Origin of the sequence: Brevibacillus laterosporus, assembly GCF_030489605.1 — a bacterium.
In the GTDB taxonomy this organism is placed as follows: domain Bacteria; phylum Bacillota; class Bacilli; order Brevibacillales; family Brevibacillaceae; genus Brevibacillus_B; species Brevibacillus_B laterosporus_E.
Map to the genome: position 1 here is coordinate 58,953 of NZ_JAUKFY010000013.1, position 14,727 is coordinate 73,679.

Annotated in this window: 10 protein-coding genes; 7 read left to right on the forward strand and 3 right to left on the reverse strand. The window is 41.9% G+C overall.

Translation table 11 applies throughout. The features are described 5' to 3' along the window. Positions 1-18 precede the first annotated feature (18 nt). Both QZ995_RS14940 and QZ995_RS14945 read right to left on the reverse strand, forming a co-directional pair. On the reverse strand, positions 19-3,147 hold the full coding sequence (locus tag QZ995_RS14940; protein WP_301808340.1) for an efflux RND transporter permease subunit: 3,129 nt from the start codon (positions 3,145-3,147) through the stop codon (positions 19-21). Next, positions 3,122-3,592, reverse strand: coding sequence for a MarR family winged helix-turn-helix transcriptional regulator (locus tag QZ995_RS14945; RefSeq protein ID WP_301808341.1), 471 nt, complete (start codon positions 3,590-3,592; stop codon positions 3,122-3,124). The genes QZ995_RS14940 and QZ995_RS14945 overlap by 26 nt, the downstream gene beginning before the upstream one ends. 512 nt (positions 3,593-4,104) lie before the next feature. Between QZ995_RS14945 and QZ995_RS14950 the strand changes: the two genes are divergently transcribed. From QZ995_RS14950 to QZ995_RS14960, 3 genes are all read left to right on the forward strand, one after another. Then, positions 4,105-5,577, forward strand: a complete 1,473-nt coding sequence (locus tag QZ995_RS14950) for a YcdB/YcdC domain-containing protein (RefSeq protein WP_301808342.1) — start codon at positions 4,105-4,107, stop codon at positions 5,575-5,577. An 83-nt stretch (positions 5,578-5,660) separates the two neighbouring features. Next, positions 5,661-6,200 (forward strand): RNA polymerase sigma factor, encoded by a 540-nt coding sequence (locus QZ995_RS14955; RefSeq protein WP_301808344.1) that lies wholly within the window; start codon positions 5,661-5,663, stop codon positions 6,198-6,200. Next, complete coding sequence (locus QZ995_RS14960) at positions 6,184-7,815, forward strand: YcdB/YcdC domain-containing protein (RefSeq protein WP_301808346.1); 1,632 nt, start codon at positions 6,184-6,186, stop codon at positions 7,813-7,815. The genes QZ995_RS14955 and QZ995_RS14960 overlap by 17 nt, the downstream gene beginning before the upstream one ends. A gap of 96 nt (positions 7,816-7,911) precedes the next feature. Here the strand turns inward: QZ995_RS14960 and moaC are convergent, their stop codons facing one another. Then, positions 7,912-8,400, reverse strand: a complete 489-nt coding sequence (gene moaC, locus QZ995_RS14965; protein ID WP_301808347.1) for a cyclic pyranopterin monophosphate synthase MoaC — start codon at positions 8,398-8,400, stop codon at positions 7,912-7,914. A 255-nt stretch (positions 8,401-8,655) separates the two neighbouring features. On the opposite strand from moaC, the gene moaD reads away from it, so the two are divergent. The 4 genes from moaD to rsgA all read left to right on the forward strand — a co-directional run bounded on the left by moaD (position 8,656) and on the right by rsgA (position 14,717). After that, on the forward strand, positions 8,656-9,360 hold the full coding sequence (gene moaD / locus QZ995_RS14970) for a molybdopterin converting factor subunit 1 (RefSeq protein WP_301808348.1): 705 nt from the start codon (positions 8,656-8,658) through the stop codon (positions 9,358-9,360). Positions 9,361-9,399: 39 nt separating this feature from the next. Further along, a complete protein-coding gene (locus tag QZ995_RS14975) occupies positions 9,400-10,428 on the forward strand; it encodes a ThiF family adenylyltransferase (protein ID WP_301808351.1) in 1,029 nt (342 codons plus the stop codon). 159 nt (positions 10,429-10,587) lie between these two features. Then, a complete protein-coding gene (gene acnA / locus QZ995_RS14980; RefSeq protein WP_301808353.1) occupies positions 10,588-13,305 on the forward strand; it encodes an aconitate hydratase AcnA in 2,718 nt (905 codons plus the stop codon). Between the two features lie 347 nt (positions 13,306-13,652). Further along, the gene (gene rsgA / locus QZ995_RS14985) at positions 13,653-14,717 is read left to right on the forward strand and encodes a ribosome small subunit-dependent GTPase A (protein WP_301808356.1); all 1,065 of its coding nucleotides are present in this window, start codon (positions 13,653-13,655) and stop codon (positions 14,715-14,717) included. The last annotated feature ends 10 nt before the right edge of the window (positions 14,718-14,727 follow it).

Below are 14,727 nucleotides of genomic sequence, written 5' to 3' on the forward strand. Positions count from 1 at the left end.
TAATCCTCCTTTACCTCATTACACTTCTTCTACTACAGTTGGCGTATTCTTCTTTTTCCGATTAAAACGATTCTTGAACTTACGGCCCCAGTTATCAAATGTGACATATACGACAGGGACAAGTACAAGAGTGATTAGCGTGGAGAATGTTAGACCGAAAATAACCACCACTGCCATTGGAGCTTGGGATTCGTTACCGGAACCGCCTGCAAATGCTAGTGGAGTAATTGCTAGAACAGTCGCTAAGGTAGTCATCATGATCGGACGCAGACGAATTGGACCAGCTTTTAAGATTGCAGCATCTCGATCTAAACCGTCCTTGCGAGCTGTAATAATGTAATCCATAAGAACGATCGCATTATTTACAACAATACCTACTAACAAGATATAACCAATCAGGGCTGGTACTGACAATGGTTGACCTGTCACAAACAATCCAACCACAACCCCAATAAAGGTAGGCGGCACAGAGAACATGATGATAAACGGACTAAATAGGGATTCAAATTGGCTCGCCATAACCATGTAGACAAGAACAATAGACAAGAGAATCGCCAGACCTAGACTGCCAAAGGATTCTTCCATATCTTTAGACTGACCGCCGTACTCAATATGGTATCCATCTGGAAGATTCAATTGTGCCAGTTTTTCTTGAACCTCACCCATAATCGAGTTCAGATCACGACCACTAGTATCAGCGGTAATTGTAACCTCACGAGTCTGATCCGCACGTTTAATCATTTGTGCTACTTCCACTTTTTCCACTTTAGCAATAGCACCTATTGATACTTGAGCCCCGCTAGGAGTAGTAACCGTCAGACGATCTATATGCTTTGGTTCATCCTGAATCGTTTTTGGCAAACGAACTTTTACATCAACCTCATCGTCGCCTGTCTGATAACGAGTTAAGGTTTGCCCTTCAAAAGCCGTCCGTACATATGACAGAACCTGTTGCGTACTTAGACCATATTGGCTTGCCTTTTCACGATCGACTACTACCTGGAACTCTCGGTCTTTTTCCTCTAAGGAGGTGGTTATGTTTGCCGTTCCAGAAACTTTGCTGACCACACCCATAATAATATTACTGATATCATCTAAGACTTCTAAATCATCACCGCGCAAGCTTATTTCCAGTGGCGTGCCGCCCATGCCACCCATGCCATCCAAATGTTTAACTGTAATTTCTGCACCAGGTATATTTTTGACCTGATTACGTAAGTCATCAATGATTTGATCTGTTGTACGTGTACGCTCTTTTGCATCTACTAGAGTAAGCTGCAGCTCTCCGCGGTTCGTAGCACTATTCGCTAGCACAGATACACCCGCACTCCCAATGGATACATACAATTCTTTTAGCTCAGGTACCTTTTTCACTATTCCTTCAAGTTTGCTAATGACTTTTTCCGTTTCCTGAATGCGCGTGTTATTAGGTAGTTTTGCAGCTACAGTAATTTTTCCTTGGTCCATGGAAGGAATAAATTCCGCTCCAATAAACGGTGTCAAAATGATAGCACCCACAAACATAAGGGCTACAGCAAGGTAAACGGTCTTACGCCAATTGATTGCCCATTTTAGGAATCTTCCATAGTAATGAGAAAGTTTCGTAAAGCCAATGTTAAACCATGTGATCGGATTGAAGCCCCGATACGTTCCAGAATGGTAAATTTCTTCATCCGGGATGCGTTTCAAAATTCGTGCTGACATCATAGGCACAAGTGCAATAGATGCTAAAAGTGCCGCTATATGTGAGTACACAACCGTTAGTGCCAATGGCCCGAATAATTGAGAAGCTAATCCTTCAACGAACATGATCGGCAAGAATACACAAATTTGCGCAAGAGCAGAAGCCATGACCGCTGTTCCCACCTCTTGGGAACCAAAGCGAGCAGCCTGCACCATTGATTTGCCTTCCTGTCGATGCCTGAAAATATTTTCCAGGATAACGACAGCGAAGTCAACCAACGAGCCTAGTCCAAGTGTTAAACCACCAAGCGAGATCAGGTTGATTGTCTGACCCGTAAAATACATTAAGCAGAAGGTAGCAATTACGGAAATCGGAATTACAACTGCAATAATTAAAACAGAGCGAACGCTATTTAAAAACAAGAGCAGAATAATGGTCGAGAATGCCGCCCCTACCAAGGCATGCTCAGCCACTGTGTAGATTGAATCTTTAATAAACTGTGAAGAATCCGTGATCATGGAAATCTCAGTTCCTGGCGGCAGATTCTCCTTTAGCTTTTCAATCTCCAATTTGGCTGCATCTGCAACTTTAATGGTATTTCCACCTGAAGCTTTTGTAACAGAAATTCCTACAGTCGGTTTCCCATTATAATAACTGAACTGGGTTTGTTCTTTATACGTATCCTCAACAAAAGCAATATTTTTTAGCGGAATAGTTGAAGCACCAACCACTATCGGTGTTTCACCAATATCTTTAATCGTTGTATATTCTCCTTGGACGCGAATGCTTAGCTTTTTATCCCCTTCACGTACCATGCCAGCTGCTCCAGAAAGGTTAGTCCCCATTAGAGCCTGCTGCACTTGTTCCAAAGTAATACCGTAAGCAGTGATTTTGTCAGAATCAAGCGTTACTTCTATGATACGTTCCTTCCCGCCGTTAACTCCGACAGAAGCGACTCCATCAATACGTTCAATTCGAGATTTAATAACATTATCAGCTAATTCCTTTAGCTTCGTAATATCATTATTACCTGTTAGTGCAAACGTCATGATTGGCTCACTATTTGGGTCCAGCTTAAGGACGCGCGGCGCTTTAGCCGTGTCCGGCAATGCTCCCCGCACTTGGTCTACCTTGTCACGCATGTTTAGCGTGGCTTGGTCCATGTTTGTGCCCCAGTTAAACTGGACGATAACCTGTGAGGCTCCACTCATAGAAAACGACGATAACTTACTTACATTAGGAACAGTCCCTAATGCTTCCTCTACAGGCTTTGTTACTAATTTTTCCACTGATGCAGGTGTCCCGCCCTCAACCGAGGTTACAACAACAGCAACCGGCAGGTTCAGGTTAGGATAGAGTTCTACCGCCAATTTGGGTAGCGACACGAATCCAAAAATGAGGACGGCTAATGCCAGCATCACGATGGTTACGGGTCGATTAATCGCAAACCTTGAAATGTTCATCTCTGTTCCCTCTCTCCTTTAATAAGGAATGATATTTTTTCTCAAGATAATGATTGAGCAATTCTAAAGATTGAGTAATTTGTTTTCGTTCATGTTCCTTCATCCCCTCAAATAATTCGGGTAAATACTGATCTTTCATTAGCGGAAATCGCTTTTGAAGCTGAGAAAAATCTTGAGCAAGAAAAACCCAGACTATGCGTCTGTCGTTATGATCTCGCTTACGAATCACTAAGTTCGCTTTTTCCAAACGATCAATGATGCCAGAAACGGTGCTATAGGATAATTCTAGACTTTTACTGATTTCTCCAATTGTCTTCGGATTATCTTTTACTTGATGAATCACCATGATCTGAGGTTTAGTAATGCCGCTCTTCACCAGCTCTTGTGTAAAAATCCCGATGTATAAATTCCACATGTCCATCAATCGATCAGTGAGCTCATTCATAGAATCACGGCAACCTCCTCCTACTGTTTTTATTTCGCTATACGAAACATTATGTCATGATGATTACCTTGTATCAAGAATTTTCCAAAGCTATTTATGTCCAAAAGCAGCTTCTGTCATTGGTCTAACTGATAATACGTAGCTCCTTACAAAAAATTTCTCTTTCCAATAAATTGATGTGCTTTTTAGTGTGAATTATAGAAAAGTTTATCTTTTTTTCATTAGAATATCGACAAACACGCCTAAACAACATGCCCTTTCAATACAGTTTTACTCAGATAAATACCCCTACCCGCGTTTCCTTTTTTCCTGATATCAATGAAATCTGAGTAACTTCAGCTTGAAAACAAGCGGGGAACCCCTTCTTACAACCGTGTGCCCCCCATCTATTGTCACTCCCTTAAGAAGTTCGTTTTTATAAAATTTCCTCTTTAAAAAATAATTGTAACTTTTCTTTTTTTATTCTCGACCTTGTATGTGAGCAAGAAAAATTAAAAGAAAAGGAAGATAATATGAAAAAATCAACAAATAAAACAGTCTTAAGTCTTATGGCAGCCCTTATGCTTTCATCCACTCCGGTGTGGGCTAGTGCCAAAACCGTTTCAGAAGAACCTCAAAAAGTTCAAACTATTCAGGAGTTAGATCAGGTAGTAAAAAAATCAATCGAAAAATTGATTGAAGTTCTTCCTGAATTAAAAGAGTTTACTCAAATTGAGATGAAACAGTTTCCAGAAAACCGAGCCAAAATTATCCTTTCTAAAGAAAAAGGCCAGTTGTCCCCATCAATTAACATCAAACTTAATTCTAAGTCAGGAGTCATTGAAGAATTCGACATTGATAAAGAAGAGATTTATTCTAAAGAACCCGTAGACAAGGAAATGGCAACGGAAAAAGGCCAGGCTTTTCTGAAAAAATTACTGGGTGATCGTGCCAATCAGTATAAGGTTAGCGGAAGTATTAAACCTGCAGGAGGAGAGAACGATGGCACCTATTCTTGGATTAATATCACCTTTAATCGCATGATCGGCGACATTACACTTAAAGATGATTATTATTATCTTCGCATCAATCCAAATGGAGATATTATCGGAATGGTAAAGGAATCCCCAACTAGCTCTGATGAAGACCTTCCAAATCCGGAAAAGATAATCAGTAAGGAACAAGCGGAAGAGGCATTAGCTAAAATAATTCACCCGTTCATTACAGCTAATGATGGAGAAGTAATCTATCATTTCTCTTCTACTCCTTATGTGAATGCCGAAACAGGAGAAAGAATCATCAGCTTCGGTGACAGAATTTATTCTGATCCATATCCGACAAAGCAAAATGGAGAAAAATTGGCAGCTAAAACATCCGATGAAGCAGCCAAAGTTCTAAAGTCCGTACTTGATTTTGATGTAACTGGATTAACCTTAGATGAACAGATGGACAATGGACAAAAACTATACATGTGGTACAAAAATAAAGAAAGGATGGCCGTGGTTTCGACAAAGGAAAATCAGGTAGTAGATGTAGTAATCGATAATAAAAGAATGCCTGAAGGGGCAAAAGCTACGGTTACTGTAGAAGAAGGTCAATCGCTTGCTGTCAATACTCTACAAAAATACCTAGGTGACGATGTAAAAGAATTGATTAATCAGTCATGGGGTTCGCTTAGTGAGAATAACATTGTCGTTGGTTATAATATAAGTCCTGTTCATGCAGGTATTGAGATTTTTGACCGTTCTTATACAGTAACAGTGAATCGAGTTACTGGTAAAGTAACCGCCATCCGTGGATTGGGTGACAGTTCTAAAATACTACCAGACAAGGATTCAATTATTGATGCAAAAACAGCTGTAAAAGCCATTTTAAAAGAAACTCCGCTTAAGCTTGTTTACGTAACCGCAAGCACAACTGGCAAAGATGGGGATGCATACCTTGCCTACACAGTAGATAATGATATACGAATCGATGGAATTACAGGAAAACCAGTAAAAGAATAATTCTTTTCTTTAATGAAGCAATTACTCCACAAAGCCATCCTTACCTGTTGAGGATGGCTTTTATCCAGGAGGGGAATTATGCCTTGACAGAAGACGAAAAGGAGCATATCCAGCATATATACCGTACTCATTATCAGGACATCTATCAATTTCTAGTCTATTTTACAGGTGATCAAAACGAAGCAGAGGATTTGACTCAGGAGGTATTTATTCGCTTATTCCGTTCTTTGTCCGGCTACGATGGACGTTCTCCGCTAAAACTATACATACTTTCCATCGCACGTTATACCGCAATCGATCATTATCGGAAAAAAAAGTTCAAATATGTCTTTTCAGACTTGTGGATAAAAAAAATACCGGCCACATTTGGACTGCCTGAAAAAGAACTGCAGCAAAAGGAATTACAGCAGAACCTACAGCAAATCTTTCAGTCACTGAAGCCGAAGCATAGAATGGTCATCATCCTCCGCGGTTTACGAGAGCTTTCTATAAAGGAAACCGCAGAAATTTTAGGGTGCAGCGAGGCAAAAGTAAAAGTCGATTACCATCGTGCCCTGAAGATTATGCAAAAAAAATGTCTTATTCCCACGATGGGAGGATTATACGATGAACTTGCCAAGTGAAAAAGAGATCTTGCATGCTTTAAAGCAACGAGAAGATTTAAAGCCACGCTCTGAATTTGTTGAAGAGTGTGAAGCAGCGATTATGAAAAGTCTCACAAAAAGAAAAAGAGCTCATATCTGGTATCTTCGCACTGTAAAAATATCCTGTATTGGTGTTGCCGTCATGTTAGTCGTTTGGCTCGGCTCCCCTCTACATCAACAACCAATGGAATGGTCACAAACAGAGCCTATTGTCAAAGAACCGTTACACAACGAGCCGTCTATTTCCAAGCCTCCTATAAAGAGAAAAGGTCCAACGATTCGTCCAACTGTTCAGGTCCCTACCCATACTCCGATCAAAGTACCAGATCGGGTGCCAGCACCACCTCTAATAAAAGATCGAGATCAAAAGCCAGCACGAAATCCCGATTCTGCACCAGTCAAAGAAAAGCCAGTTGAGCCGGTTGTCGGAAAAAAAGAGAGTCCTCTTGTAGAACAGCATCAAATGACCAAGCTTGAACAAATCGCATACGATTTTCTAAAGCCAAGACTTGGCGATTCTATCAATGGCTTTCAGGGCTTTAGTAGTCCAGAGCAAACTGCAGATTCTAAAATAGTGTATTATCGAATGGTTCACAATACTCCTATTCTCGATCAAAATATAAATCTATCCATTAATGTTCAAACAGAAGACGTATTTTCTTCTATTCAGGGTAATATTATGGAAGAGATTGATCCACTTCGCTTTCCTCTCCCTAAGAATGTATTGCCAAAAGCAAAAGTAGATGAGCTTTTGGAAAAGGAAATGCACCTTGTTTATCAAAAAATAGGTGAAAATCAATACGTATTGGGTTATCAACCGGCTATCTATGGATATATTGATGCTACGAGCGGCGAATGGTTACATTCTTCCTATAAACAGCTTGATAAATCAAGCGGAGTGACAATATCCCTTACTTCAAGAAAACATTTCTCTGCCAAGTCAGAAGAAGACGTACATGCCATATTAGTTGAGTTGTTCAATTTGGACTCACAAACACTTAGTATACAGAATGGCTCATCCTATCAGGGAAAACAAAAGTATTACTGGAACGATAAAACAGGTAAGCTTGGTCAGGTTGAAATAGATATTTTCAGTGGCCAACTTGTTAAATACTCTTATGAATCAGAATCAGAAACAAATCTTACTTCTCCTCCAATCAATAAAGTAAAAGCACAGCAAAAGGCGATCGCTTTCCTAGAACAAATCGTCTCTTCACAAATACGGGAGCTTTATTGGGACACCAACAAGGAAACTATCGATAAAAATTTTATTATTTTTACCTTTTATCCTAGCAAGGAAGGCATTCCTGTGATTAGTCATCCTCACTATGTCACAGTCGATATGGATACTGGTACAATCACGGATTATAAGGGCAGTTCTTTTGATCCAGCATTATTACCTACAAAATCCAGCATATTGTCAATTAAGGAAGCTACGCAGGCTTATATTCAGAGCTATCCGTTTCAATTAGCTTATATCTTATCCCCCAAAAACGGTATCCCCCGGTTAGTATATACGGTCTTACCAGAGGATACCGTAGCAAAAACTATAGATGCAAAAACTGGGCAGCTACTTAAAATGGAAAACAAATAATAAATCAGCCACCTTCTCTCTCTGCTAGAAAAGGTGGCTCCTTTTATAAATGAATTCATAATTAAATGATGGCTACTCTCTCTGCATGATGTGCATCTATCCCTCTACCCGCTCATAGTTCCCACTCTTGCCGCCCGTTTTTTTCACCAGATAGGTAGGACCAATAACCATTTCCTTATCCATCGCCTTACACATATCGTAGATCGTGAGTGTTACAGCACTAGCAGCTGTCAATGCTTCCATTTCTACTCCTGTTTTCCCTGTTGTTTTCACTTTAACCCATACCCCGATGGTATCCTCCCCTTCAAATTCATATGTAACATCTACGCCCGTTAAGGTTAAAGGGTGGCACATTGGAATCATATCTGAGGTTTTTTTGGCTGCCATAATACCCGCTACTTGTGCTACAGCCAGTACATCCCCTTTGCTGATTTTCCCTTCTTTTACGCGTAGCAAGGTCTCTGGCTTCATCACAACACGGCTTCTAGCAACCGCCTCACGTTTCGTAATATCTTTATCTGAGATATCAACCATTCGCGCTCTGTTTTGTTCGTTAAAATGTGTAAGCTGATCATGTGTAGACATAAATGATTTCTCCTTTTTTACAAACGTACTAGGTCTCCTTGATTCTATGCTAATGTATTCGATTTGACTAATCAAATAACCCAATCCTTCCTACTACTCTCTTCCACGTTTCTCCTTCTTTGTCTTTTTCCGCTAAAAGAAGGAAGCGATTGTTTCATGACTTAGCTTCCGCCCTTCATTTCGCCATAGTGATATGGTATGTTCAAGAGGGAAACGGAAAATAGTAAGCAGAACGAAAGAAAAGAGGCTAATAACATGCAGGTTACCCTATTATTATTCGCCGGTTTAGCAGAACGCGCCGGACAAAATAGCATACAGATCGAATTACCCGATTCTAGCACCGTACAAGATTTACTTGATAAGCTGCCACATGAATATCCAGCTTTGAAGGAACTGCTATCCAGTTGCTTTGTGTCAGTTAATCAAGAGTACGCAGATCACCATACTATTATAAAGGAAAACGACGAAGTAGCTATTCTTCCTCCCGTAAGCGGAGGCGAAGAGCCACGTTTTGTGATAACAGAAGCCCCTCTGGCTGTGGAACCTTTAATCAAACTAGTTTCTCACCGTAACTGTGGAGCCATTTTAACCTTTATCGGCACAGTACGTGAAATGACGCAAGGTCAGCGTACTGTCTATCTCTCATATGAAGCCTATATTCCCATGGCCATCGAAAAGCTTAAACAGGTCGAGGCAGAAATTCATGAACGCTGGGAAAATGTACGTGTAGCCATCCATCATCGAATTGGCGATCTTCAAATTGAAGAAATGGCAGTAGTCATTGCCGTCTCCTCCCCGCACCGTAATGATTCCTTTGAAGCTGGTCGCTATGCGATTGAGCGTTTAAAACAAATCGTCCCGATCTGGAAAAAGGAAATATGGGAGGATGGAACCGAGTGGAAGGGGCATCAGCTAGGGCCTTGGAATCCAACCGCTGACTTGGATAGTGAGAAAAAGTAGTGTATTTCTGATTGTTAGGATGGAGTGAGCATAGCAACCATGAATGAGAACAGATATTCGAGACAAATTTTATTCGCCCCGATCGGATTGGCTGGACAAGAACGTTTGCGCAACAGTCGTGTTGCCATTGTTGGGATGGGAGCGCTGGGAACAGTGCTCTCCAATCATCTCGTTCGTGCTGGTGTCGGGTTTGTACGGTTTATAGATCGAGATTTTGTAGAACCAAGCAATTTACAACGCCAAATGCTATATGACGAGGAAGATGCGAGACAGCATTTGCCAAAAGCGATAGCCGCTTATGAGAAATTATCTAAAATAAATTCAGATGTAGCATTGGAGCCTATCGTAGCAGATGTTACTGCTTTTCATGCCGAAAAATATTTATCAGATGTTGATCTTATTTTAGACGCTACCGATAACTTTCAGGTGCGCTATCTTATTAATGATGTAGCGGTTAAACATCATATCCCGTGGATTTATGGCGGAGCTGTCAGCGCAACTGGAACATATACTGCTATTCGTCCTGGCGAAACACCCTGCCTACGTTGCCTATTTCCCGAAGCACCGAAGCCAGGCACAACCGCTACATGTGATACAGCCGGCGTAATTGGCCCAATCATACATGTGGTTGCCTCCTATCAGGCGGCAGAAGCTTTTAAAATTCTTTTGCAGGCAACAAATGCCTACAATCCTCATCTGGAGCATTTTGATTTATGGAATAATACCCATCAGCAAGTTAAAGTTCTCAAGGCGAAGCGCCCTGACTGCCCTACTTGTGGACAACGTCAATTTGAGTTTCTGGAGACTAGCCCTGATGATGAGCTAGCTACAGCCTTATGTGGCCGAGATACGGTACAACTAAGTCCCCGTGAAGCAATTACGCTTGATTTGTCCCAACTAGCAGAACGACTTGCTCCTTTAGGAACTGTGGAACAGAATCGTTTCTTACTGCGGTTCCACATCGATCCCTACACACTGGTAATCTTTCCAGACGGACGTGTGCTCGTTCAAAATACCGACAATATCGCCACTGCACGGAGCTTATTTGCCAAATTTATCGGTAATTAGGTAATTTTGTTACTATTTTGTGAAAATAGGGTGGAAGAGTAACAAGCTTTCGAGTATAATAAATTTGCAACGGAAACGAAACGTGGTTTCATCTAGTGAAACAAACGGGTAAGGAATTATGTAACAGTTGAATTTATTTGCTCGAAGGGGGTTATTCTTTTGGCTTTTCAAGATGAGTACAAAGTAAAATCGTCCATGCAAGTAGGTGACAAAACCTATAAGTACTATCGTTTGCAAGGTTTGGAAGAGCAAGGAATCGGTGAGGTATCTAAATTACCTTTCTCCATTAAAATCTTGTTGGAAGCAGCTGTTCGCCAATTTGATAATCGTGCAATAACTAAGGAGCATGTTACATCTCTCGCAAACTGGACGAAGGGCCGCGACAGTAACCAAGAGGTTCCGCTAATGCCTGCTCGTATCGTTCTTCAAGACTTTACCGGCGTACCTGCGGTTGTAGACTTGGCTGCCATGCGGGTGGCAATGAAGAATAACGGCGGAGATCCGCGTCGTATCAACCCACTTGTCCCAGTGGATTTGGTAATTGACCACTCTGTTATGGTTGACTCATTCGGTTCAGCTAATTCTTTGGCAACGAACATGGATTTAGAATTTGAACGCAATGAGGAGCGTTATCGCTTCCTACGTTGGGCCCAAACAGCATTTGATAATTTCCGCGTCGTGCCACCAGCTACAGGTATCGTTCATCAGGTTAATCTTGAGTACTTAGCATCTGTTGTGGCTAGCCGTGAAGTGAATGGTGAAACATTTGCTTATCCAGATTCCTTGGTGGGAACCGATTCCCATACTACCATGATCAATGGATTAGGCGTGCTTGGCTGGGGTGTCGGAGGTATCGAGGCAGAAGCTGGTATGCTTGGACAACCGCTTTACTTCGTTACTCCTGAAGTCGTTGGCTTTAAATTGACTGGTACTTTAAAAGAAGGTTCTACCGCAACTGATCTAGCTCTTACCATCACACAAATGCTTCGCAAAAAAGGCGTTGTAGGCAAGTTCGTTGAATTCTACGGTTCTGGTCTATCTAATATTTCTCTTGCTGACCGTGCAACCGTTGCCAATATGGCTCCAGAGTACGGTGCAACAATGGGCTTCTTCCCGGTGGATCACCTGACACTAGACTATATGCGTCAAACAGGCCGTAGTGAGGAGCTAATCAATCTAGTTGAAACCTATACCAAAGCTCAGGGCTTGTTCCGCACAGATGACACAGAAGAGCCTGTATATTCAGAAACGCTCTCCCTTGACTTATCTACAGTAGTACCAAGCCTTGCAGGACCAAAACGTCCACAAGATCGCATTGAACTTACGAATATGAAAGAATCCTTTAACTCCAGCATCCGCACTCCAATTGAAAAAGGCGGATTTGGACTAAGTGAAGAAAAAATCAACGCTTCTGCTAACGTTACCTATGCGAATGGGGAAAAAGCTGAACTGAAAACAGGTTCCGTGGTGATTGCTGCGATTACTTCCTGTACAAATACGTCTAACCCTAGCGTAATGCTGGCCGCAGGGATCGTAGCGAAAAAAGCAGTTGAACGCGGATTAACCAAACCTGCTTTCGTTAAGAGCTCCTTGGCACCAGGTTCTCGCGTAGCGGCTCAATACTTAGAAGATGCAGGGCTAATCGATTCTTTAAATAAAATTGGCTTTAATATTGTAGGCTTTGGTTGTACGACTTGCATTGGTAACTCTGGTCCATTGCCTGCAGAGACCAGTCAGGCTATTGCTGACAATGATCTGACAGTAGCGGCTGTACTATCTGGTAACCGTAACTTCGAGGGCCGTATCCATGCGCAGGTAAAAGCGAACTACTTAGCATCGCCTCCATTGGTTATCGCCTACGCATTAGCCGGTACAGTAAATATCGATTTAACTGCAGAGCCTATCGGTATTGGTAACGATGGTAAGCCTGTATATCTAAAGGATATCTGGCCAACTCCATCTGAACTGGATGAAGCGATGAAAAAAGCGACGAATCCAGACTTGTTCCGTGCTGAATACGAGCATGTATTTACAGCAAATGAACGCTGGAACAAAATTGACGCTCCAACTGGAGATCTGTATGAGTGGGATAGCAAGTCTACCTACATTCAAGAGCCACCATTCTTCAAAAATCTGGAAAGAGAAGTTGGTCATATTGGAGAAATCAAAGGCGCTAACGTCCTAGCACTCCTTGGTGATTCCGTGACAACCGACCACATCTCTCCAGCTGGTAATATCACACCTACTAGCCCTGCTGGTGTTTATCTGCAAGCAAACGGTGTAGAACGAAAAGACTTCAACTCCTATGGTGCTCGTCGCGGCTCTCATGACGTCATGATGCGTGGTACGTTTGCCAATATCCGCATTCGTAACCAGGTAGCTCCAGGTACTGAAGGCGGAGTAACGAAATACCTTCCTACCGATGAAGTGATGTCAATCTATGATGCATCTATGAAGTATCAAGCTGACAACAAAAACCTAGTGGTTATTGCTGGAAAAGAATACGGTACTGGCAGCTCCCGCGACTGGGCGGCAAAAGGTACATTCCTATTAGGTGTAAAAGCCGTTATCGCCGAAAGCTTTGAGCGTATTCACCGCTCTAACCTGGTAGGTATGGGCGTCCTTCCGCTTCAATTCCTGGAAGGTACTAACTGGCATACCCTAGGATTAACAGGACGCGAAACCTTCGATATTCTTGGCCTAAGTGATCATGTTCAACCAAGCCAGATCTTGAAAGTTATAGGTACTCGCGAAGATGGCTCTACATTTGAATTCGAAACCATTGCTCGTCTAGATAGCACAGTTGATATCGACTACTATCGAAATGGCGGTATTCTTCAAACAGTTCTTCGCCAATTATTTGATGAAAGCAAATAATCTTTGTGAGTTGTTAAATCCCCTGCTGAGAAGCGGGGGATTTTTTTATACAAAGGATTTATGGAATAAAAGCCTTGCAATGAATGAGAGTAAAAAAGCTCGAATAACTTTCCGAAAAAAGGCATATCTCCCTTTTTCCTTTATAAGAAAAATGTAGTAAACTGTTGTTGGAAACAAACTGCTTTTACCAGAAAGGAGATGCGTACTATGAGAAATAGCATTGTCAAAAATTTAATTGTTGGTGGGGATCGCAGAGAATCCTGTTAACATGGGCATATCTTCCTAAAACTGGATTCTTCTGTGGTCATGTCTAAAGCTTTATACATGATTAGAGGAGGAGTCCTACTTTGGATCTCAAAACATTAGGATGGAATCAACACTTTGAACAACAATTTGCAGCATATTCTGATCCTACATTTATTGTAGGCCGAGTAACCTTAGAGCATAAACGTATCTATCGCGTCATGACTGAAGGCGGGGAGCTGCTGGCTGAAATTAGTGGAAAAATGCGATATCAGGCTTTTGATCGAGAAGATTATCCAGCAATAGGCGATTGGGTCGTAATGCAGCCTCGCTGGGAAGAGCAAAAAGCTACGATTCATGCTATTTTACCACGTCAAAGTAAGTTTTCGCGTAAAGCGGCTGGCAATGCTCTCGAAGAACAGATCGTTGCAGCCAACGTAAATACTGTATTTTTAGTTAATGCTCTTAATTTAGATTTTAATCTTCGCCGTATTGAGCGTTATCTGCTGGTCACATGGGAATCTGGCGCTAATCCTGTTATTGTGCTTAGCAAAGCTGATTTATGTGAGGATGCTGAAAGCAAGATCGCTGAAGTGGAATCGGTAGCTTTGGGAGTACCGATTTATGCAATCAGCACTGTCGCTCATCAGGGATTGGAGCAGCTTCTCCCCTATGTGCAAACTGGGCAGACCGTTGCCTTGCTTGGATCATCTGGGGTTGGAAAATCCTCACTAGTCAATGCATTAAGCAATCAACAGCTTCAGGTTGTACAGGAAGTCCGCAGCGGTGATGATCGAGGAAAGCATACGACCACCCATCGCGAGTTATTCTTGTTGCCATCTGGAGGCCTAATGATTGATACTCCGGGAATGCGCGAACTCCAACTTTGGGATTCCAATGAAGGCTTAGCAGATACCTTTAAAGATATAGAGGAGCTGGCAGAACGCTGTCGCTTCTACGATTGCAAGCATACAACTGAACCGGGATGCGCTATTAAAGCAGCATTGGAAGAAGGAACACTCACAGACAAGCGCTATCAAAATTATGTAAAGCTACAGCGTGAGCTAGCCTTTCTAGCACGTAAGGAGAACAGACAGGCGCAAGCCGCAGAAAAGAATCGCTGGAAAAAGATACACAAATCGATGCGCGATATTCCTAAAAAGCGATAGTCCTGTACTT